This is a genomic window from Geobacter sp. AOG2, from assembly GCF_019972295.1.
GTDB lineage: Bacteria > Desulfobacterota > Desulfuromonadia > Geobacterales > Pseudopelobacteraceae > Oryzomonas.
Window position 1 is genome coordinate 2849040 of the sequence record NZ_BLJA01000001.1, and the last position, 21932, is coordinate 2870971.

Consider the following 21932-nt stretch of genomic DNA (forward strand, 5'->3'; position numbering starts at 1 on the left):
CAAGGAGAGATTATTTCTATGGGAATCGTTGTCGTCGGCACCGTGGCCTTTGATACGGTGGAAACCCCTTTTGGCAAGGGTGAGAATGTCCTGGGCGGTTCGGCCACCTATTTTTCCACCTCGGCCAGCTTCTTTACCGATGTCTCGCTGGTGGCGGTCGTGGGAGAGGATTTCCCCGCGGAGCACATAAGCTTTCTTAAATCCCGCGATATCAATACCGATGGTCTTCAGCGGCTCCCCGGCAAGACCTTTCACTGGACCGGAAAGTACGGCTACGACTTAAACGAGGCCCAGACCCTGGACACGCAGCTCAATGTGCTGACGGAGTTCCGTCCCGACCTGCCCGAATCCTACCGTGACGCCGACTATCTCTTCCTGGCGAACATCGATCCCGACCTGCAAATGGAGGTGCTGGACCAGGTGCGCAGGCCGAAGCTGGTGGCGTGCGACACCATGAATTTCTGGATTACGTCCAAGCCCGAGGCATTGAAGCAGGTGCTCCGGAAGGTTGATATCGTGGTGATCAACGAAGGCGAGGCGCGTCAGTTCACCAATCAATCGAACCTGGTCAAGGCGGCCCGCGAAATCATCGCTCTGGGGTGCAAACGGTTGGTGGTCAAGCGCGGGGAGTACGGTGTGCTGATGTTCACGGCGGATTCGGTCTTTGCCGCGCCCGCCTACCCCCTGGAAGAGGTTTTTGATCCGACCGGCGCCGGAGACACCTTTGCCGGAGGTTTCATGGGGTACCTGGCCAATACCGGCGACCTGTCCGAGGAGGGGATCCGCCAGGCGATCGTCTTCGGTTCGGTGATGGCCTCCTTCAATGTGGAGGATTTCAGCCTCGACCGCATGAAACGCTTGGAATACCGGGAGATCGAGGCTCGTTACCGGAGTTTCAAAGCGCTGACGAGTTTTCGGGATATTAGAGACCTTAAATCGTAACCATTTGATTTATTGACAATTTTGTATTGTTTTGCTAGTTTTGCCGAGGAGTTCACTACTGCTTGATCGGATGCCCATGAAATCCTGTGGATATTACATGGTTTGCCTTCTCGTGACACTGGCTGTGACCGGCTGCGCCACGCAGGGGGTAAAGAGCAACCAGGAGTCCTACCATTACCAGATGGGACTTTCCTACCTGGGGGAGCGCAATTATACCAGCGCCCTGATAGAGCTGACCGAAGCGGAAAAAATGGACTCCGAGAACCCGGAACTGCTCTATAATCTGGGTCTGGCCTATCTGGGGAAGAAGCGTTTTGACCTGGCGGAACAGAAGCTCCAGAAGGCCATTCTGCTGAAGCCGGACTATTCGTCGGCGCGGAATGACCTGGGGGTGGTCTATCTCGAACTCAAACGGTGGGATAACGCCATCCAGCAGTTCAAGATCGTCAAGAACGACATCTTTTACCAGGACAGCGAGAATGCGGCCATCAACCTGGGGCTGGCCTATCTCGGCAAGGGAGATTACTCCAAGGCGCTTGAGGAACTCCGGGCCGTGATCGTCGCCAACCCGCGCAACCCGTTGGCCCGGCTTTCCCTCGGCAGGGTCTGGTTCGCCATGGATAAGACCGAACAGGCCATTGTCGAATATCGTAAGGCTTTGGAGATATTCAAAGACTTTGGCGCCGCCTATTATTATCTCGGGCTGGCCCAGCTCAAGCAAAATAGTCTCGATGCCGCCAAACGTTCTTTTAACGAGGTGCTTCGCATCATCCCCGACTCCGAATTGGGGCATGCATCAATAGGGTATCTGGAGCTTCTCAAGTAGTTTTCATCCGGAACCGGCCCTTTTCCGCCATGGCGGCGTCAATCTTCGGGCTTGCTTGTGCGGCGTACCGATGTATGCCTCCGCGCAACCCATTGATTTCCTGCCAATGGCGAAAATTTGCTCGTTTCCGAATTGAAAACAAATAGTTTTCATCCGGAACCGGATGGAAACCAAGTAAGCGAGGACAGTTTGTCCGAAACCGTGCCGCACAACGAAGATTCCTCTTCCACCTCCTTGGGGGCCGTTCTCAGGCGCTGCCGCGAGTACCACGGCATTTCTATCGACGAAGCCGCCGAAGCGACCAAAATGGGCAAGAACTATCTTTTGGCCCTGGAAAACGACAGGACCAAGGAATTTGCCAACCAAGCCTATCTGAAAGGCTTTCTGCGGATCTACGCCGGTTACCTCGGCCTTAACCCCGACGACATGCTCCGGTTGCACGACAAACAGCAGGCGCAGGGCATCGGCCTCGCGGCCGCGGCGCACAAGGAAGGCGCGCGGGGCGGCGCCGAAATTCCGAAGAAACGAATATCGTTACGCAAATTCGCGCTGCCCGCTTTTCTGCTGCTGCTTATCGTCATCACGGCAAGTATCATCAATCGCTCCGACGCTCCCCCCAGGCGGGAGCAGATCGCCCCGCAGGTCGCCCCGCTACAGCCGGTGCCGACAACCGTACCGGTGCCGGCGATCCAGCCGGTGCGCTCCAGCGCCCACCCGCCGCCCCCCCCGCAAAAGAAGGAAAAAAAGCCGGTCCCCGTCGAGCAGTCCCAAGATGCGCCGCCGGTCGACCAGAAGGGTGCCCTGTCGCCGGCCGAGCAGCCGAAAAGCTTCATTGTGCGCATGAAGGTGAGCCAGAACGGGACCCTCAACGTCACCATCGATGGGGCGCTGTCCCAAACCTATGACCTGACGGCCGGCGACGCCATCGAATGGAAGGCGGAAAAGAATATTGCCCTCGAGTTGTCCAACGCCGGGGGGGTTGAGGTCGAGGTAAACGGTAAACCGCTCAAAGCGCTCGGGCCCGTCGGGAAACCTGTTTCCATCGAGCTTGACGCCAATGGCATCCGGCCCTAGTGTCCGGGCCGATCTGAAAACCTTCCAAGGAGAGCACCATGCAGATAGCGGCACGTTGCCGTAAGTGCGGTAAGGTAATGAGCAGTCAGCGCATCGATAACTACCGGGTCAAAATGACCTGTACCTGTGGTTTTTCCGATTTTCGCACCCAGACGGAAAAGGTCAAAACCGTCAACCCGTTCTACCATAAGGCGAATTTCACCCCCTATGTGGAAAGTGAAAAGGGAAAGATGGTGCTGACCATGCAACGGGCGAACCGCGAGCACATGGAGATCATCTCCCTGGAAGAGATCAGCATGCTGGTATCTTCCGATTTTGAACTCTCCGAAGTGCTGCATATGGTGGCAACCAAACTGGCCGTACAACTCCATGCCAGTGTCTGCAATATCTATCTCCTGGAGAATGGGGAACTGGTCCTGAAGGCCACCTACGGGTACGAGCAGGAAAAGATAGGCATGATCCGCCTCAAGATCGGTGAAGGGATTACCGGCACCGTCGCCAGGGAGATGCAGCCCATCAACCTGAGCCGTGCTTCACGGGACCCTCGTTACAAGGTATTCCCCGAGCTGAACGAGGAGAAATACAACTCCATGCTCTCCTTTCCCATCACCGACAAGAAGGACGTTTATGGGGTCATCAACCTTCAGACCACATCCATGCGCAGCTTCCCCGAGGACGAGATCTACTTTGTTTCGATCATCGCAAACCTGATCCTTTCCGCCATCAAGCTTCGCCAGAAAGTCGCGTCCGCCAAAAACGGGGAGAAAAGGCCCGCCGTTTCTTGACACGGCAGTGCCCCGTGCTAGAATCACAGTACAGGTTCGAGTCGGGGAGCGCGCTAGTGGCAGAGCAACAAAAACGCATACTGGTGGTTGACGATGAGGAGAACGCCCGTATCGCGCTCTCGAAAATCCTGACTCGTGAAGGGTATGAGGTGGCATCGGCCGGCAACGGTTGCGAGGCGCTCAACTACCTGCGGGGCAAGGAGGTGGAGCTGATCATCACGGACATCAATATGCCGGAGATGAACGGGCTTACGTTCCTGCGGGAACTGGGCAGGATCCATCCCCACAGCAATGTGATCATGGTTACCGCCTACGGCGAGGTGGAGTCGTATATCGAGGCCATGAACCTGGGGGCTTTCGAGTACATCAACAAACCGGTCAAGATTGATGAACTCAAGCAGATAATTCGAAAAATATTCAACTAGTGCCCCATGACCGACCGCACGGGACACTCGTTAGCTGCATCTTACTCCATCGACATGAGGAGGCTGCAAAATGAAACCGTTCAACAAAATCCTGACGGCCATCGACTTTTCGGAAAACTCCGAATACGCATTCGATTACGCCCTGACCCTGGCGAAACAGTTCGGTTCCCAGCTTACGATACTGCATGTCATCAATGAACCGGTGGACTTGCGCGGCTTCTACGTCCCCCACATCTCCTTCGAGCAGTTGGAGAAAGAGATCGAAGAAGGGGCCGAAAAGATGATGGCCAAGTTCTGCGCTTCGAAGATGGGGGATTTTACCAGCTTCACGACATCCATCGTCACCGGGATACCTTACGAGGAGATTATTCGCACCGCCGAGGAATCAGCCGCTTCGCTGATCGTGCTCGGCACCCACGGACGTACCGGCCTCGACCACCTGATCTTCGGCAGCACGGCTGAGCGTGTCGTTCGCGGCGCTTCCTGTCCGGTCCTGACGATTCGTCTGCCGGCGGTACAATGACCGGTGCCCCGGACGCCGTTTCCGTGTGGCGTTTCCCGCTATGAGCGCGACCCCCCCCCCCGATAGTAAGGCAACGGTCGTCGTCATCGACGACGACCTGCATATCCTCGAGCTTGCCAGTGTGATCCTGTCCCGGAAAGGGTATCATGTGCTTACCGCCTCCACGGCCCGCAAGGGGATGGAGATCATTTCCACGCAGGTGCCGGAGCTGGCGCTTCTGGACTACATGATGCCCGAGATGGACGGCCTTGCGACCTTGCGGAAGATCAAGGCTCACTACCCGGATACCTACGTCATCATGTTCACCGGCAAGGGGAATGAAGAGATTGCCGTTGAACTGATGAAGGGCGGCGCTTCCGAATACATCCTCAAGCCGTTCAACAACCGCGACCTGCTCGACCGTCTCGACAACGTCCTGCGCATCCGGGAGATCGAACTCCACAACAAGGCGCTGCGACAGGAACATGTACGGCTTCTTGAAGAGATCGACAACTGGAACCAGGAGTTGCAGAAGCGGGTTCGCGAGAAAACGGAGGCGCTGCAAAAGGCCCAGTCCGAGATCGCCCAATCCGAAAAGCTGGCCGCGCTGGGCTACCTTTCGGCCGGCATGGCCCATGAGATCCGCAATCCGCTCAATACCATCTCGCTTTTCGTTCAGCTTATGCGCCAGAACATCGCCGATCAGGAACAATTGGACTACCTGGATAAGGTCCTCAAGGAGGTAGACCGGATCGATGACATCATCTCCAAACTCCTTGATGCCTCCCGCCGTAACCGCAGCATAATCTCCGATGTGCAGATCGACCGGGTGGTGGATAATGCCATCGATGCCTTTTCTCCCCAGATCGAGACCGGGAGCATCCGAGTCGAACGGCATTATCGCGGCCTCCCCCCACCCATCAAGGCCGACCCGGCGGAACTGGAGCAGATCTTCACCAACCTGTTCCTCAACGCCCTGGACGAGATGCCCGGCGGAGGCCGTCTCGAGATAGAAATTTACGAGGAAAACGGCCGGGTGGTGGTCCGGGTCGGCGACAGCGGCGGCGGCATTCCGGCCGAGGCCCTGCCGAGCATCTTTGAACCTTTTTTTACCACCAAGTCCCGCGGCACCGGCATGGGGCTGCCGGTAGTCCAACGTATCGCCCGCATCTACCAGGGAAGCATTGCCGTGGAAAAGAGTTCGCCTGAGGGGACGGTGTTCCGCCTGGAATTTCCCGCCGTTTTTCAAGCCTGAAGAACTGAAATCCGCACGTTCACGAGCATTCCACTTTTCTTTCCCGCAATAAATGGCTATAGTTAGCCGTATATTCCCCTATGACGGGCCAGCCATGATGGAATCGCGCGGAAAAATTTTGATCATCGACGACGACCCTTTTTTCCAGAAGGTGTTGTCCGACGCCTTCAACGAGAACGGCTATACGGCATTTAACGCCAGCGACGGCGTTGAAGGGATCAAGGTCTTTCTGGAAAAGGCCCCCGATGCCGTCCTCTCCGACCTGGTCATGCCGCGCATGGGCGGTGTCAGCACCTGCATGGAGATCAGCCGCCTGGCGGGCGACAGGCAGCCGGTGATCGTCCTGTTGACCTCCATGTTCCATGAGCCGCCTCACGAGCACGATGCCCCCGACATGGGAGCCAGGGTGCACATCCCCAAATCCACCAAAGCCGTGGATATCGTCATTATCGTCGAGCAACTCCTGGAACGGAAAAAATTTCAGCAAGGCTGACGGATGCCGTTTATCTATCGTAACCTCACCCTTTCTCCGCACGACGGAGAAGACCGCCTGCCTGAGCTTGTTGCCGCGCAACTCGCCGTCTCCCCTGCATCCCTGCGGGATTTCCGTATCCTCCGCAAGGGGATCGACGCCCGTCGCAAACCTCGTATCAAGGTCATTTATACCGTTTCCTTCTCCCTCGCCGAGGACGCTCCCCTGCTGGCCCGTCTCGCCCAGGAACCGGACCTGGAATGGCAGCCGGAATCGGCTCCCCACCTGTTCGCGCCGGTCAGGTCGCCGCAGCGGATCGTCATTGTGGGCAGCGGTCCGGCCGGGCTGTTCACGGCGCTGCGCCTGGCGGAATACGGCCTGACGGCAACCGTCATCGAGCGGGGCCAGCCGGTGGAACAGCGCAGCCTCGATGTCCAGAGGTTTTGGAAATCGGGCGTGCTGGACCCGGAGAGTAATGTCCAGTTCGGCGAGGGGGGTGCGGGCACCTTCTCGGACGGCAAGTTGACCTGCCGGTCCAAAGACCCGCTTGTGTCCTGGGTACTGGAGCGGATGGCCGGTTTCGGGGCGCCGCCCGAGATCCGCTATCTGGCCAAGCCCCATGTGGGCACCGATCGCCTGCGCACGGTCGTCGGCGCCATACGGCGGTATCTGCTGGATAAGGGGTTCACGATCCGTTTCGGTTGCCGCCTCACCGATATTGTCGCCGCCGACGGGGCCGTTTCCGCGATCATGGTCAACGGGGAGACGGAACTGCCGTGCGACCTGCTGGTCCTGGCCAGCGGCCACAGCGCCCGGGACACCTATGAAATGCTGGAGCGGCGCGGTGTGCCGCTGGAGCAGAAGGCGTTCGCCATGGGGCTCCGGGTGGAACATCCCCAGGCCCTGATCGACCGTATCCAGTACGGCGGCCCGCGCCACCCAAGCCTTCCGGCGGCCGACTATGCCGTGGCCTGGAACAACGGCGCCAGCGGCCGCAGCGCCTATTCCTTCTGCATGTGCCCCGGCGGCGTGGTCATCGGCGGCGCATCCGAGGAGGGGGGCGTGGTCACCAACGGCATGAGCGGCCAGATGCGCAATGCTCCGTTCGCCAACAGCGCCCTGGTGGTGAACGTCACCCCGGCCGACTTCGGCGGCGGCGACCCGTTGGCCGGGGTCAGGTTTCAACGCCATTGGGAGCGACAGGCCTTCCTGGCCGGGGGAGGCGGCTACCGCGCCCCGGCCAGCAATCTGATGGGGTTCATGGGGCTGCCCGGCAAGGGCCCGCTCTCGTCCAGCTACCGTCCCGGCATCGTCGAGGCCGACCTGGGCGAGGCGCTGCCGCCGTTCATCACCCGGACCCTGCGGGAAGGGATCAACGAATTCGGGCGCAAGTTGCGGGGCTTCGTCACCGCCGAGGCCGTCCTGGTGGGCATCGAGTCCCGAACCTCGGCCCCGGTGCGCATTCCGCGCAATGAGCGCTATGAGTCGGTCGGGCTTGCGGGGCTGTACCCGGCGGGCGAGGGGGCCGGCTATGCCGGCGGCATCATGAGCTCGGCGATTGACGGCATCAGGATAGCGGACACCATAGCAGCCCGGTTAAGAGGTTGTTGAAAAACAGCCATCTCGCCGCCGTCCTCGAATGCCCCTTCGTGCGGCGTAGCGCTGCTACGCCTCCTTTGGGCCTTCTGCGGGTGCGACGATCTGGCTATTTTTGAACAACCTGAATTGCTGAGAGCTTGTTTGAAAATCAAGAAGTAAAGGAGCGCCGCGTGGCAAAACAATTCGTAGCCGACATAAAGGACCGTGACCCGGTCGCCGCCGTTTTTCTGGTCAAGGAGAAGATCATGGCCATGGCCAAGAACGGCAAGCCCTATATGAACCTGCGCCTGATGGATAAGAGCGGCGATGTGGACGCCAAGATCTGGGACAACGTGGACGCCCTGGACAAGCTCTTCGAGCGGGACGATTTCGTGCAGGTGCGCGGCAAGGCATCGGTCTATCTGAACAAGATGCAGGTGGTGGTGGCCGAGATCACCCGGATCCCCGAGGAAACGGTCAACCTGGCCGACTTTCTGCCCGAATCGCCCCGCGACAGCGGCGAGATGTGCCGGGAGCTGGATGCGGTGGTGGCCGCCATAGCCGATCCCCACCTCAAGGCGCTCATGGAGGCGTTCCTGGCGGATGGCCCCCTCATGGCCAAGTACCGCACGGCCCCGGCCGCCAAGGGGATGCACCATGTCTATCTGGGAGGGCTTCTGGAACACTCCCTGTCGCTCGTCAGGCTGGTGAAGACCATCGTGCCGATGTACGTGGGGATCAACGAGGACCTGCTGGTGGTGGGGGCGCTGCTGCACGACGTGGGCAAGATCCACGAGATGAGCTATGAGCGCGCCTTCGACTATACGGACGAGGGGAAGCTCCTGGGACACATCACCATCGGCGTGGCGCTGGTGGAGGACAAGATCCGCACGGTGGAGGGATTTTCCCGGGAGCTGGCCATGCTGCTCAAACACATGCTCCTCTCCCACCACGGCCAGTACGAGTACGGTTCGCCCAAGCGCCCCAAGACCGTGGAGGCCACCATCCTCAACTATCTGGACGACATGGACTCCAAGATCAACGGCATCCAGGCCCATATCGCCAAGGAAAGCGCCAGCAGTTCACGCTGGACCTCCCACCATCGGCTCTATGACCGTTATTTTTTCAAGGGTAACGGCATGGGCGGCGAGGAGGTGGAACAGGAGGAGTGCGAAGAGCAGGCCCCGGAGTCGGATGAGCCGGTCATCCAGGTGGAGTCCCCTGCCCGCCCGGCGCGGCGGGAGGAAAAGCCAGGCTTTAGCAATCAGCCGTTGAAGGCCTTAGAGAACCTGGACCTGTTCTAGTTGGTTGTTGAAAAACAGCCATCTCGCCGCCGTCCTCGAAAGCCCCTTCGTGCGGCGTAGCGCTGCTACGCCTCCTCTGGTCTTTCTGCGGGTGCGACGATCTGACTATTTTTGAACAACCAGGGTTTTCCATTGGGTTTATGCCCCCACCAACCCCCGCAGCACCCCCAGATTGACACTATCCATCTCTTCGTTGTCCCCCTTGGGGGTCTCCAGGATCTTGGGGATCTTCGCGAAGCGCGGGTCGTTGAGAATGAAGCGGAAGGGGTTCAAACCAAGGGTCCCCTGACCGATGTGATCGTGCCGGTCCACGCGGGAGCCGAGCCCCTTTTTCGAGTCGTTGAAGTGGAAGCATTGCAGGAGCCCCAGGCCGATGATGCGGTCGAACTGGGCCATGGTCTCGGCGTAACCTGCCTCTGTGGCGGTGTCGTAGCCCGCGGCAAAGGTGTGGCAGGTGTCGAAACAGATGCCGAATTTGTCCGGGAATTTCGAACCGTCGATGATGGCCTGCAACTCCTCGAAGGTCCTCCCCAGGTTGGTCCCCTGTCCCGCGGTCGTCTCCAGCAGCACCTTTCCCGTAAATTGAGGGACTTCGCGGAAGAGTTGGTCAAAGGCCTCGACCACCCGTCCCAGGCCGGCCTCGGGCGGGTCCGACAGGTGCGAGCCGGGATGCATGACCACCTTGGCGATGCCGAGCCGGGCGCAGGTCTCCAACTCGTCACGGAAGGCGGCAAGGCTCTTGTCCCGCACGTCGCCGGGGGCCGCCGCCAGGTTGATCAGGTAGATGTCGTGGGAGATGACCTCGTGGAGGCCGGAGGCGGCGAATTTCTCCCGGAACAGGGCGGCGTCCGCCTCGCTGACCGGTTTGCCCTTCCATTGGTTCGAGTTGCGGGTAAAGATCTGCACCACGCCGCACCCGGCGGCAACGGCCCGGTCGATGGCCAGGTGCAGGCCGCCGGAGATGGACATGTGGGCACCGAGATAGTCGTTCATGGGGTCGCCTCCAGCAAATCGATGTGGTTCCCGTAAAAGTGGGCGTCCACCTCGTCCCCGGCGGCGAAGCGGGTGCTCTCGGCCGGCAGGACGGCGATGGCTTCGGCGTCCACCATGGTCTTGAGGATCGCGGTCTGCTGATTTCCGGCCGACGATGCGTACCAGCGCTCGTTCTCCCGTTCCAGGCGGATGCGTATGATCTGGACCTTGCCCGGTTTCTTGCGCAACTCCTCGCGCAGCACGACCTTGAAGAACGGCCGCAGTATGCGGCGGTGTCCCTGCATCTTGAGCAGTGCCGGCCGTACGAATTCCTCGAAGGTGATCATGGTCGAGACCGGATTGCCGGGCAGCGAAAACACGGGGGTCGCACCGTGCAGGGCAAAGGCCGTCGGCCCACCCGGCTTGATGCCGACCTTCCAGAATACCTGCCGCGCCCCCAGCTCTTCGAGTATGTCCCGCACCAGGTCGCGGTCGCCGGCCGAGACGCCGGCCGAGGTGATCAGGACGTCCGCCTTCAGTCCCTCCTGCAGCTTTTCCAGGTGGCTTGCCCGCGTGTCCCGAGCAATCCCGATGATCAGCGGGATTGCTCCCGCCTCCCGCACCGCGGTTGCCAGGGACAGGGTGTTGCTGTTGATAATCTCCCCCGGTCCCGGGGTCCTGCCCAGTTCCACGAGCTCGTCCCCGGTGGAGAGGATTGCCACGGTGGGGCGGCGGTGGACCGGCACCAGCGCCATGCCGAAACCGGCCAGCATGTTCACCTCCGGGGGGCGGATGACCGAACCGGCGCGGGCGAAGGTCGCTCCCGCTTGAACATCCTCACCCCTGAAACGGATGTGCTGCCCTTTCGTGGCCGGTTCCCGCAGGGTGACCTCATGGTCGCCGTTGTCGGTTTCCTCCACCGGTACGACCGCATCGCAGCCCTCGGGGGTCGGGGCGCCGGTCATGATCCTGACGGCACACCCCGGTTCCACCCGCACGCCCTCGGCCTTGGCGCCGGCGGGCAGGAAGGCGCTCACCCGCAGTTTGCAAGGTGCGGCACCACAGTCGGCGGAGTTCACCGCATAGCCGTCCATGGCCGAGTTGTCCCACGACGGCATGTCCCAGGGAGCAGCCATGTCCTCGGCCAATACCCGTCCGGCGGCGTCCAGCAAATGAATCCGCTCCACACCTGTGGCGGACACGGAGGACAGAATGACGTTCCGGGCCTCTTCGAATGAAACCATGCAACCCCTCCTGGTCGAAGATGGAAAACCTTCCGAATCCGTGAAGGTACCGCGGATTCGGGAACAGGATAACGGGAACATCGCAAAAACACAATATGATTGCTAACCTGTTGTCTATGGGTATAATGGCAGATCGGACACACGCTGGATATGTGCCGTTACGCCACGGTAGGAGAATTACATATGGCCCTGTCCCACGAAGCAAAAGTCGGCCTGTTCTTTATCCTCAGCATCGTTCTGTTCGGGCTGATGCTGGAGTTGGGCAATCGCTGGAAGATCTTTGACCGGGGGGTTCCCTACAAGGTCTTTCTCTCCTCAACCACGGGACTCAAGCAGGGGGACTCCGTGAAACTGGCCGGGGTCGAAGTGGGGACGATCACCAAGATAGCCGTTCAGGACAGTCGGGTGCAGGTGGACTTCGAGGTGAAACCCGGAACCCGTATCAAGCAGGACACGGTGGCCAGCATCCGCATGACGAGTATGCTGGGCGGGCAATTTCTGGGGCTTTCCTTTGGTTCCCCCGCGAGCCCGGACCTCCCGCCCGGCAGCACGGTAAAAAGCACCGAAGCGTTCGGCATCGACGCCATCATGGACAATGTGGGGGGGCTGACCAAGGACGCCAAGCAGTTGATCGTCGATCTGAACCGCAACCAGAACGAGGTCATGGGCAAGATCACCGCAATCCTGGACGAAAACCGTTCCGCGGTGAATACGTCGCTCAAGAGTATCTCCAGCATTACCGCCAAGATCGACCGGGGGGAGGGCGCCTTGGGGATGCTGGTGAACGACAGGCAGTTGGGACGTGACATCCGCGACGTGGCCGGCAGCCTGAAAACGGTGAGCGCCCGCCTGGAACGGGGCGAAGGTACGGCCGGCAAGCTCCTGACCGATGACCGCCTCTACACCGAGGCTCTGGCCACGGTCAAGGAGATGCGCGACGGGATGGGATCGCTGAACCGCATTGCCGCCCGCATCGACAAGGGCGAGGGAACGGCCGGTAAACTGGTCAACGATCCGGCCCTTTACGACGAGTTGAAGGACACGGTGGCCAACCTCAAGGAGATCACCCGCAAGATCAACAGCGGCGAAGGCACCATCGGCAAGCTGGTCAATGACGACAAACTGTACCTGAACGCGATTTCGACCCTCAAGAAGACTGAAAAGGCCATGGAAGGCTTGCAGGATACCGGTCCCATCTCGGTCATCGGCAGCGTCGTCGGCACGCTGTTCTGAGGTCCCCGACTCCGTGACGCCGGAATGCCGTAGCGTCCGGAAGAGTCGGGGCCTGCACGCCGCCATGTAGTACCAACTCACCCACTCGGCTGACCCTCCGCCTGATGGTCGCAAACCCTTCAAACGCAAAGGCAGAGGCCTTTCGGACCAGCGGAGGCAAGGAGGCGTCACGGAGTCAGGAGATTGTCCATGTCACCCGCAACCGGTAACGGTTTTTTCGACATAGCCCTCGGCACCTTCACCATGCGCCCCTACGTGTTCGCCTTCTTCGGGGCGTATCTTCTGGCCTGCGTGCCCCACGTGGGCTGGCGCAGGACCATGGCCTTCACCGTGGTCGGCTATCTCATCGCCTTTGCCTCGGAGTGGCTCTCCATCAATACCGGTTTCCCCTACGGTTGGTACTACTACATCGACACCACCAGCAGCAGGGAATTGTGGATTGCCGGGGTGCCGTTCTTCGACTCGCTCTCCTACGTCTTCCTGGCCTATTGCAGCTACACCACGGCGCTGTTCATCGTTTCGCCTCTCAAATCCTGGCGTTGGAACGTGGCTACCCTGGAGACGCGCGCCATCCGTCGTTCCCTGTCGGCGCTGGTCCTCGGTGCATTCCTGCAAACCTTCCTCGATATTGTGGTCGACCCGGTGGCCCTCCAGGGACGGCGCTGGTTCCTGGGGCAGATCTACGGCTACCGGGAAAACGGCATTCACTTCGGCGTGCCGCTCTCCAACTATTGGGGGTGGCTCTTGACCAGTTTCTGTCTGGTGGCCGCCTTCCAGGTGATCGACGCCCGCCGTTTGGACGACGCCCCCAGAGGCGTCTGCAATCTTCCGTTCCGCTCCCTCGTGGGGCCGGTCCTGTACCTCTCCGTGCTCATCTTCAATATCACCATAACCCTCCTGATCGGTGAGCGTTTCATGGCCCTGTGCGGCATCCTCATGTACAGTCTGCCCCTTGTGATCGTCATCGTCCTGGCGCTGCGGCGGGTCAACCGCTACACCAAGGACGAACTCGGCGAGCATGTGCGGGACTACCCCTGGTCCCCGGCGGCAACCACAACGAAAGGCCGCTAGAAAACCTCCCCAGAAAAAAATCTAAAAGCAATTCTGCCACAGAGACGCAGAGACACAGAGGAAATCACAGGTTTTTTCGAATATTCTCACATTTGGAATGGTGAAGAGAAACTTGACCGAAATGCTGTCTAACCGGCTGAAATGTTTATCTCCGTGTCTTTGTGGATCTGTGGCAAATGTTTTTTCAGGGTGTCAGAGACGCCAGCAATTGGGCTATGGCGTGGGAAAGGCTGTCCGCGGCGAGACGGCTGTTGCGGGCCAGACGGATGAGCTGGGGCATGATCCATGGCTTGCGCAGGATGGTGAGAGCGACCTTGTGGGGGCGGATGCGCAGGTTGCTGTCGGTGAATTCTTCCAGGGAGAAGCCCAACTCCTCGTCGGCAGGGTCGCTGACGGTGCGGAGGCCCATGAAGGGGATACCGTTCTCCGCGGCCACGATGGCGATGGCCCCGCTCTCCATCTCCACCACCGGGCAGGGGGCGCCGGGTGGGAGTAATGCGGCGAGCAGTTTTTTGGCCGTGATCGAGGGGGTGCCGGCAAACAGGCTGGCGAACACCCGTTCACCCATCGCCGACTGCCGGGCGATAAAATTATGGGCCGCCGCGGCAATCTCCACGGGCACCTGTTGAACCACCTTGTTGGCGACGATACACAACTCCGTGCTGACGGCCACGTCGCCGACGCGCAGTCCGGCCGAGATGCCGCCGCACAACCCCGCCGAGATCAGCAAGTCCGGGCGGGATATCCCCAGCACCGCCTCTGCGGCGGCTGCGGCATTCTTGAAGCCCATGCCGGCTTCGACCAGCAGCAGGTTGTGCTCCCGTACCCGGCAGCGAAAGGCCTTCAGGCGGCCGGCCTGCGCGGGCTCCCCAGCCTCGAACGCCTTAAGGATGGCCCGCGTCTCCTCAGGCATGGCGGTGATAACGGCAATGTCCATATACTATGGTAGCTCCTGGCTGGACTGTACAATTATCTCCACCGTTTTTCAAAGAATAATATGAAATGCTGGACAAATGCGTCAGGCTATACTATATTTCCCGTTCATTTGCGGAGAGATGTCCGAGCGGTTGAAGGAGCACGCCTGGAAAGCGTGTGTACGTTAATAGCGTACCGAGGGTTCGAATCCCTCTCTCTCCGCCATATTTGCGCCTACGGTTTCCCATCATAATCAAAAGCCCCCTGACTTTGCGAAGTTTGGGGGCTTTTGATTATCCGGCTTGCAGACGTTGAGATATCTCCCGGAACGCCTCCCTGCGTCCGAGAAGTTCCCCGTTTTCCGGCAGCGTGGTATAACGCTGGAAATCGTTCCTTCCCTCCTCCTTGACCCGGTACAGGGCGATGTCGGCATTTTTCAGCAGGGTTTCCGCATCCCCGCCGTCATCGGGAAAGTCTGCGATCCCGATACTGGCGGTTATGGAGAGGGGGTGCCCGTTACAGACGAATGGTTTGCTGAAAGCCGCCACAATCTTGGCAGCGGTCACGGCGGCGCTTTCCGTCGAGGCTATGGAGGGCAGGAGCAGCACGAATTCGTCCCCGCCCATGCGCGAGACCGTATCGCTCTTGCGCAGGAGTCCCGTCAGCCGCTCGCCGACGGCCTTGAGCAGCAGATCGCCCATGCTGTGCCCAAGGCTGTCGTTAATATCCTTGAAGCGGTCCAGGTCAAGGATCATCAGCGCACCCCGTGTGCCGGTGCGGTTCGCCGAGGCCAGGGCCTGGTCAAGGCGGTCGTTGAGCAACACCCGGTTGGGCAGGCCGGTCAGGGCGTCATGGTACGCCAGGTGATGGATGGTGTCCTCGTGTTGCCTGCGCTCGGTGATATCGTTGAGCATCAATACGAAGCCCGCCAGCTTACCCTGCTTATCCAGGATGCCGGACAGGCTGCCGTCGTAAAAGAAGGTTGCCCCATTCTGGTGAATTTTTGCGGGAAAGCTGCATCTCCCCTCTTTCAGTACGGCCTCTCGGGCCCTGGGCAAGCTGATGGGGGCGATATCGTCAAGGGCGAGCACCTCCGCAGCAGGACGGCCGATGGCCGAGGCCGCGCTGCATCCGAATATTTTTTCCGCTACCGGGTTAAAGTATTTGATCTTCAACGTGCTGTCGGAGGCGACGATCGCCATGCTGGTGGAAGACCTGAGGATATTGTCCAGGAAGATGGTCTTGTCCAGAAGTTCCCTGGCGGCCTGCTGGAAGATATTCTCCTTCTTCCGGATGATTTCCTTCAATGACTCGATGTAATGCCCTTCCAGTCCCTTGATGATGTCGGATTGGGTGATGATTCCCTCGATTTTTCCCTCGTTGTTGACCACCACCACCCGGCGAATTTTCTCCCGCTTCATGATCAGGGCCGCCTCGTAGACCGTTGTCCCGGTGGCCACGGTCAAAACCGGGCTGCTCATGGCCGCGCTGACCGGGACGGCTTCCAGGTCGACGTCTTCGGCCACCAGCCTGACCGCATCGCGTTCGGTCATGATGCCGAGCGGGATGCGGTGGTCCGCCACGACGACACAACTGATTCCCGGACCGGCCATGATGCCGAGTGCTTCGCTGATCGGGGCCTCGCTGGCGACGGTCATGACGCCGGTCGTCATGACCTGCTCGATCTTGCGCAACTCGACGAAGTACTCGTGTCCCAAGTGATTGATCAGATCGGACTGGGTCATGAGCCCCAATATCCTGCCGCCATAGTCCACCACCACATGGTGGCGAATCCTGTTGGTGAGCATGAGGCTGTACGCTTCGTAGATATTCAGGCTACCGGAAATGGTAACAACCGGGCTGGTCATCAGTTCACGGATCGGCCGTTTTCCGAGGGGGACCTGTTGACTGGTCAACTTGACCAGGTCGCGCTCGGTAAAGATCCCCAGCGGTTTTTTCTTTTCCGCCACGATGAGGCAACTGATCCTGGCTCGAGCCATGCAGGCGATCGCCTCCTCCGCCGGCGTTTCCGGCGTGACGCTGATCACCTGCCGGGAGATGATCTGCCTGATCCTTGTTTTTGTCGTGCTTGCGGTCGTGCTCATCGGTAGTATCCCTTGCAACCTGAAAAACGGGCCGGATAGGTGAAGATGTCACCAAAATGGATCAATTATATCTTCCAATACCACATTCTTGAGCTTATTTACAGCTCCAATGCAGGGGTGAAGTGAAAATAGCTCCTCTGTTAACAGGCAGTTATCGAGAGCCAGAGGGGCCCTGAAACGCAACAAGGCGCGGAGCCGAAGCCCGCGCCTTGTTTATTGACGGATATATCGCGAAAAAAGATTACCCCAGGATCGCCTTCATGTCGGCCTCGACCGTGGTGATGGGGCCGATGTTGAAGTTCTCCACCAGGAAGTTGAGTACGTTGGGGGAGATGAAGGCCGGTAACGACGGGCCGATCTTGATGTTCTTGATCCCCAGGTGCAGGAGGGTCAACAGGATGACCACGGCCTTCTGCTCGTACCAGGAGAGGATCATGGAGAGCGGCAGGTCGTTCACCCCGCACTCGAAAGCGCCGGCCAGGGCCACGGCGATCTGGATGGCCGAGTAGGCGTCGTTGCACTGGCCCACATCCAAAAGGCGCGGGATGCCGCCGATGTCCCCGAACTCCAGCTTGTTGAAGCGGAACTTGCCGCAGGCCAGGGTCAGGATGACCGTATCCTGGGGAAGCTTCTCGGCGAACTCGGTGTAGTAGTTGCGCCCCGATTTGGCGCCGTCGCAGCCGCCGATCAGGAAGAAGTGCTTGATGGCCCCGGACTTGACCGCCGCCACTACCTTGTCGGCCACGCCCAGCACGGCGTTGTGGCCGAAGCCGGTCAGGATCTCCTGGCCCGGGTTGTCGGGGAAGCCGGGCAGTTCCTGGGCCTTGGCGATGACCTCGGAGAAGTCCCAACCGCTCACATGCTTCACGTCGGGCCACGCCACCAGACCCCAGGTGAAGAGACGGTCCTTGTAGGTGTCGGACGGACGCTGGATGCAGTTGGTGTTGAAGATGATGGAGCCGGGGAAGTTGACGAATTCCTTGGCCTGATCCTGCCAGGCGCCGCCGAAGTTGCCCACCAGGTGGCTGTATTTCTTCAGTCCGGGATAACCGTGGGCCGGGAGCATTTCACCGTGGGTATAGATGTTGATCCCTGTGTCTTCGGTCTGCTTGAGCAGCTCTTCCAGCATCTTCAGGTCGTGGCCGGACACCAGGATGGCCTTGCCGGCCTTGGTGCCGAGCTGGACCGGCGTGGGGACCGGGTGGCCGTAGGTGTCGGTGTGGGCGGCGTTCAGAAGCCCCATCACGGTCAGATTCTGCTTGCCGCACTCCATGGCCAGGCCCACAAAATCCATGAGGCCGAGGTTGGGGTCGGTGGTGGCGGCCAGCGCCTTCTGGACGAAGGCCAGCACCTCATCGTCACTCCTGCCCAGGATCATGGCGTGGTCCATATAGGCGGCCATCCCCTTCAGGCCGTATATGAGGATCTCGATCACGGAACGGATGTCTTCGTTGACGTGCTGGGTGTTGATGCCGTATGCCTCGCCCTGGGCGATCATGCCGTCCAGGCTCTCGGCCGGTTTCCATTCGGCCACGGGGCCGGAAAGGGTGGTGCCCTTGGCGGCCAGGGCGGTGCGGGCCTTTTCCTTGAGTTCATAGCAGTGCTTGATGATGCCGCCGATGCGGGAAGCCTCGAAATCCACGTTGGTAACGGTGGTGAAGAGCCCCTCGATGGTGAAACGGTCGATCTCGGGATTGCGCCCCAGCTTGTCGGCGTAGAGCGCCAGACTCTTCAAACCGTAGAGCAGATGGTCCTGCAGGGTCGCTACCTCCGGTTTCTTGCCGCAGACGCCCGAGATGTTGCAGCCGGTGCCGTTTGCCGCCTGCTCGCATTGATTACAGAACATTCCCATAGTTGTGTCCTCCCTTTCGTTTGGTGCCTGAATAAACTCGCAGGTGAGTTTTGAGCGTTTCTATGGTATGAACAGTATACCGAATCTTCCCGGCATTGCTTGACCCGGGTCAAAAAAATAGAATTAGCAGGTTGTTGAATAATTCAGGTTGTTCAAAAATAGTCAGATCGTCGCACCCGCAGAAAGCCTCGCGGAGGCGTAGCAGCGCTACGCCGCACAAAAGGGCTTTCGAGGACGGCGGCGAGATGGCTGTTTTTCAACAACCTTCTAGGGGAGGAAACCATGTCCAAGGTGTACTTTGCCGACATGCGGGCCGGCCATAAGGAAAACCTGTTCGACAAGATCAGTAAATTACTGGCCCTGGCCGGCGTGGACCGGCGCATTGCCGTGGGTGACCTGACGGCGGTCAAGATCCATTTCGGCGAGAAGGGGAACAGCGCCTTCATCCGCCCGATCTTTGCCCGGCGGGTGGTGGAGGAGATCAAGAAATTGGGGGCCAGGCCCTTTTTGACCGATTCGTCCACTCTCTATCCCGGCGAGCGCAAGGAAGCGGTTTCTGCCCTGGTCTGCGCCATAGAGAACGGTTTCGGCTATGCCTGCGCCGGGGCGCCGCTGATCATCAGCGACGGCCTGCGCGGAGTGACCGAAACGGACGTCGCCATCGACGGGGAGCTGTTGAAAAAGGTCCACATCGGCACCGAGATTGTGGAGGCCGACTCGCTGGTCTGCCTGACCCACTTCAAATGCCATGAGCTGACCGGCTTCGGCGGGGCCATCAAGAACCTGGGCATGGGGTGCGCCAGCCGTAAGGGCAAGCTGGTGCAGCACTCCACCGTGGCGCCCAAGGTGGCCGAGAAATACTGTACCGGCTGCGGCGCTTGCCTCAAGGCCTGCGCCCACGACGCCATCCGGATCATCGAGGGAAAGGCGACCATCGATCCCGCGCTCTGCGCCGGTTGCAGCCGCTGCATCAGCGTCTGCCCGGTCAAGGTCATCAATGTCCAATGGAACGAGGCGGCCGACCTGGTGATGAAGAAGATGGCCGAGTACGCCAAGGGTGCCGTGGCCGGCAAGGAGGGCAGGACGGTCTACCTGAGCTTCATCACCCAGGTTTCTCCGGCCTGCGATTGCTACGGCCACGCCGATGCGCCAATCGTCAACGACATCGGCATCTGCGCCTCCTGCGACCCGGTGGCCATCGACCAGGCCTGCGCCGATCTGGTCAACGGAGCCCGGGGCAACGAGGGTTCGGCCCTGCAAAGCGGCCATGAGCCGGGTGGCGACAAGTTCCGCGGCGTGTACCCCGAGATTCCGTGGGAGGTGCAGTTGGAGCACGGCGAGAAGGTCGGCCTGGGGACGAGGATCTACGAGTTGGTGAAGATTTGAACGGGCAAACCTGCCGCTGCGCCGTGGTGACAGGTAATGGGGCCCTGAACCCGTGACGCCTTCATGCCTTCGCTGGTTCGGAAAGCCTCTGCCTTTGCGTTTGAAGAGGTTGCGACAATCAGGCGGTGGACGGGCCTCATGAGTGAGCTGTTACAACATGGCGGCGTGCGGGCTTCGGCTCTTCCGGACGCTGCGGCATTCCGGCGTCACGGATTCAGGGGGACATTATGAAAGCGGTAATTCAGCGCGTCAGTTTTGCGTCCGTCACTGTGGACGAGAGCGTTGTCGGGCGGATCGGAAAAGGCGTCCTGGTTCTCTTGGGCGTGGAGAAGGGAGACGACGAGTCGAAGGCCGACTGGCTGGCGGAGAAGATTGCCGGCCTGCGCATCTTTGCGGACGGGGAGGACAAGATGAACCTTGCGCTGGCCGATGTGGGGGGAGCCGTTCTGGCGGTTTCCCAGTTCACCCTGGCCGGCAATTGCGACAAGGGGCGGCGCCCCTCCTTCGATACGGCGGCCCCGCCCGAAGAAGGTAAACGGCTGTACGATTATTTCACTGCCGCGGTGGAGAAACTCGGCCTGCCGGTGCAGACCGGCATCTTTCAGGCCGACATGAAGGTGCATTTGGTTAACGACGGGCCGGTCACCTTTATCCTGGAACGTTGAGGGGTTGTTGAAAAATCTGAATACACTTGGTTTTTTAACAGCCTGTTAAAGAACGTTAGCGGTTCACGCGCAAGTCTATGATCACGCCCGGCGGCAGCTGCTGGCCGTCCAGGAGGTCGGCGGGCGGGCTGGGGGTCGGTTCCGTATTCCCGAAGGCGTATTCCACGACCGTATGGCGACCATTGTCATCCAGCCAGACGATCCGGTCATTTTCCACGCCGCTTTCCTCGCCGGCGATATAGGACTTGGTTGCCCGGTCGCGGCAGTCGAGCGGGTCGTTGGCCGTGTTGATGGACTCCAGGCACCGCTCAAGGTGCTTGGCCCGCGCCACGATGTCGCGGCTCGCCGCTGCCAACTCCTTTTTGCGGGCGATCTCGCCATACCCCATGGCACTTGAAAAGGCGGTTTTGACCCACCCCCCATCGACGTTCCTGGTTGTCCAGGCGGTAACCACCACGCCATTGGCCCGCTTTTCCACGGCTATCGACGCCGGGCAGCCACCCGGTGCCTTGCCCGACCATGTGCGGGTCCGGCGGATTTCATCGAAAACCTTGGTGGTGCAGCCGGCAAGCTGGGGAACATCGGCGGCCAGGGCCTCCGCACCCAGCGGTATGAGCAACAGCGCAAGCAGTAAAAAGGGGCAACGCATGGGGCCTCCTCCAGGGTTGTCATAAAGGCATTCTCGTATGTAGCTCCAGTATAGCACGTATCACTGCCGGTGCATGGTTTCGGGAGCGGGGCCATCAGGGGGAGGATATGCGGAACCGGTCCGCGAGGGGCGCGCATGAGAGGGGGAGATCACAGCATGTTTTTTTGCGGTCAGTGATATACGTTGCTCTCCATCCAACGAGGCAAGGGTGGATGCGGAGGGAAAGAGAAAGGGGCCAACCGCATTCGGCTGACCCCTCGATTATTAATGGTCGGGATGACTGGATTTGAACCAGCGGCCCCCTGCTCCCGAAGCAGGTGCGCTACCAGGCTGCGCTACATCCCGAAGAACTGTTCTTATATCCTTTTTGGTTGCCGCTTGTCAAGCGGGAAGACGATGCGAGCCCCCGCTCAAGCGGCCCTTGACGAGTCAAGACGATAAATTTTCCCACGTAAGGTTGCTTTTTTGTCCCTGCCCAAACATTCCGCCTGCACTGATTAAAGCCATGCCATCAGCCAATTGCGCCCTCTGCCGGCAATCGGGTGCGGAGGTCGTACCTGGACGGGGGGGCTGATCCGGTGTTGTCAGGTTATTGGCAGGTTCAATCGAATAATGTCAAGCTTTCATGAATATGCCCTTTTGCCGCTCTGTACCCTCTTCCCATAAATTTTATCTCA

The 21932-nt window shown here is 59.9% G+C and carries 20 protein-coding genes and 2 tRNA genes; 15 read left to right on the forward strand and 7 right to left on the reverse strand.

Going from position 1 to position 21932, the window contains the following annotated elements:
* Positions 1-18 precede the first annotated feature (18 nt).
* The 10 genes from LDN12_RS13080 (at position 19) to LDN12_RS13125 (ending at position 9163) form a co-directional block, all read left to right on the forward strand.
* Positions 19-942: a PfkB family carbohydrate kinase gene (locus LDN12_RS13080; RefSeq protein WP_223923105.1), complete on the forward strand. Its 924-nt coding sequence runs from the start codon at positions 19-21 to the stop codon at positions 940-942.
* A 97-nt stretch (positions 943-1039) separates the two neighbouring features.
* Entirely contained in the window at positions 1040-1768 is a 729-nt protein-coding gene (locus tag LDN12_RS13085; protein ID WP_223923106.1) for a lipopolysaccharide assembly protein LapB, read from the forward strand.
* A gap of 189 nt (positions 1769-1957) precedes the next feature.
* Positions 1958-2842 (forward strand): helix-turn-helix domain-containing protein, encoded by an 885-nt coding sequence (locus LDN12_RS13090; protein ID WP_223923107.1) that lies wholly within the window; start codon positions 1958-1960, stop codon positions 2840-2842.
* Positions 2843-2880: 38 nt separating this feature from the next.
* Positions 2881-3627, forward strand: coding sequence for a GAF domain-containing protein (locus LDN12_RS13095; RefSeq protein WP_223923108.1), 747 nt, complete (start codon positions 2881-2883; stop codon positions 3625-3627).
* Positions 3628-3683: 56 nt separating this feature from the next.
* Positions 3684-4052 carry a response regulator gene (locus LDN12_RS13100; protein ID WP_223923109.1) on the forward strand — a complete coding sequence of 123 codons (369 nt, stop codon included), beginning with the start codon at positions 3684-3686 and terminating at the stop codon, positions 4050-4052.
* A gap of 70 nt (positions 4053-4122) precedes the next feature.
* Complete coding sequence (locus tag LDN12_RS13105) at positions 4123-4575, forward strand: universal stress protein (RefSeq protein WP_223923110.1); 453 nt, start codon at positions 4123-4125, stop codon at positions 4573-4575.
* A 40-nt stretch (positions 4576-4615) separates the two neighbouring features.
* Positions 4616-5809: a response regulator gene (locus tag LDN12_RS13110; RefSeq protein WP_223923111.1), complete on the forward strand. Its 1194-nt coding sequence runs from the start codon at positions 4616-4618 to the stop codon at positions 5807-5809.
* A gap of 94 nt (positions 5810-5903) precedes the next feature.
* A complete protein-coding gene (locus tag LDN12_RS13115) occupies positions 5904-6302 on the forward strand; it encodes a response regulator (RefSeq protein ID WP_223923112.1) in 399 nt (132 codons plus the stop codon).
* A 3-nt stretch (positions 6303-6305) separates the two neighbouring features.
* Entirely contained in the window at positions 6306-7892 is a 1587-nt protein-coding gene (locus tag LDN12_RS13120) for an NAD(P)/FAD-dependent oxidoreductase (protein ID WP_223923113.1), read from the forward strand.
* Positions 7893-8050: 158 nt separating this feature from the next.
* The gene (locus tag LDN12_RS13125) at positions 8051-9163 is read left to right on the forward strand and encodes a 3'-5' exoribonuclease YhaM family protein (protein WP_223923114.1); all 1113 of its coding nucleotides are present in this window, start codon (positions 8051-8053) and stop codon (positions 9161-9163) included.
* Positions 9164-9301: 138 nt separating this feature from the next.
* On the opposite strand, the gene LDN12_RS13130 is transcribed toward LDN12_RS13125, so the two are convergent.
* On the reverse strand, positions 9302-10156 hold the full coding sequence (locus tag LDN12_RS13130) for a deoxyribonuclease IV (RefSeq protein WP_223923115.1): 855 nt from the start codon (positions 10154-10156) through the stop codon (positions 9302-9304).
* Positions 10153-11379, reverse strand: coding sequence for a gephyrin-like molybdotransferase Glp (gene glp / locus LDN12_RS13135; protein WP_223923116.1), 1227 nt, complete (start codon positions 11377-11379; stop codon positions 10153-10155). Before glp ends, LDN12_RS13130 begins: the two co-directional genes overlap by 4 nt.
* A gap of 183 nt (positions 11380-11562) precedes the next feature.
* On the opposite strand from glp, the gene LDN12_RS13140 reads away from it, so the two are divergent.
* Together LDN12_RS13140 and LDN12_RS13145 are read left to right on the forward strand one after the other, a co-directional pair.
* Positions 11563-12612, forward strand: a complete 1050-nt coding sequence (locus LDN12_RS13140; RefSeq protein ID WP_223923117.1) for an MlaD family protein — start codon at positions 11563-11565, stop codon at positions 12610-12612.
* A 189-nt stretch (positions 12613-12801) separates the two neighbouring features.
* Positions 12802-13683 (forward strand): carotenoid biosynthesis protein, encoded by an 882-nt coding sequence (locus LDN12_RS13145; protein ID WP_223923118.1) that lies wholly within the window; start codon positions 12802-12804, stop codon positions 13681-13683.
* A 184-nt stretch (positions 13684-13867) separates the two neighbouring features.
* Here LDN12_RS13145 and LDN12_RS13150 read toward each other — a convergent pair whose 3' ends face one another.
* Positions 13868-14620 carry a hypothetical protein gene (locus LDN12_RS13150; RefSeq protein WP_223923119.1) on the reverse strand — a complete coding sequence of 251 codons (753 nt, stop codon included), beginning with the start codon at positions 14618-14620 and terminating at the stop codon, positions 13868-13870.
* A gap of 112 nt (positions 14621-14732) precedes the next feature.
* Between LDN12_RS13150 and LDN12_RS13155 the strand changes: the two genes are divergently transcribed.
* Positions 14733-14823, forward strand: a tRNA-Ser gene (locus tag LDN12_RS13155).
* 68 nt (positions 14824-14891) lie between these two features.
* Here the strand turns inward: LDN12_RS13155 and LDN12_RS13160 are convergent.
* Together LDN12_RS13160 and hcp are read right to left on the reverse strand one after the other, a co-directional pair.
* The gene (locus tag LDN12_RS13160; protein ID WP_223923120.1) at positions 14892-16703 is read right to left on the reverse strand and encodes a diguanylate cyclase domain-containing protein; all 1812 of its coding nucleotides are present in this window, start codon (positions 16701-16703) and stop codon (positions 14892-14894) included.
* Positions 16704-16944: 241 nt separating this feature from the next.
* Entirely contained in the window at positions 16945-18549 is a 1605-nt protein-coding gene (hcp, locus tag LDN12_RS13165) for a hydroxylamine reductase (RefSeq protein ID WP_223924067.1), read from the reverse strand.
* 288 nt (positions 18550-18837) lie between these two features.
* Between hcp and LDN12_RS13170 the strand changes: the two genes are divergently transcribed.
* Positions 18838-19941, forward strand: a complete 1104-nt coding sequence (locus LDN12_RS13170; RefSeq protein WP_223923121.1) for a DUF362 domain-containing protein — start codon at positions 18838-18840, stop codon at positions 19939-19941.
* Positions 19942-20168: 227 nt separating this feature from the next.
* A complete protein-coding gene (gene dtd, locus LDN12_RS13175; RefSeq protein ID WP_223923122.1) occupies positions 20169-20606 on the forward strand; it encodes a D-aminoacyl-tRNA deacylase in 438 nt (145 codons plus the stop codon).
* A 55-nt stretch (positions 20607-20661) separates the two neighbouring features.
* Here the strand turns inward: dtd and LDN12_RS13180 are convergent, their stop codons facing one another.
* Positions 20662-21255, reverse strand: coding sequence for a hypothetical protein (locus tag LDN12_RS13180; protein WP_223923123.1), 594 nt, complete (start codon positions 21253-21255; stop codon positions 20662-20664).
* A gap of 268 nt (positions 21256-21523) precedes the next feature.
* Positions 21524-21600 (reverse strand) — tRNA-Pro (locus LDN12_RS13185).
* Between the last annotated feature and the right edge of the window lie 332 nt (positions 21601-21932).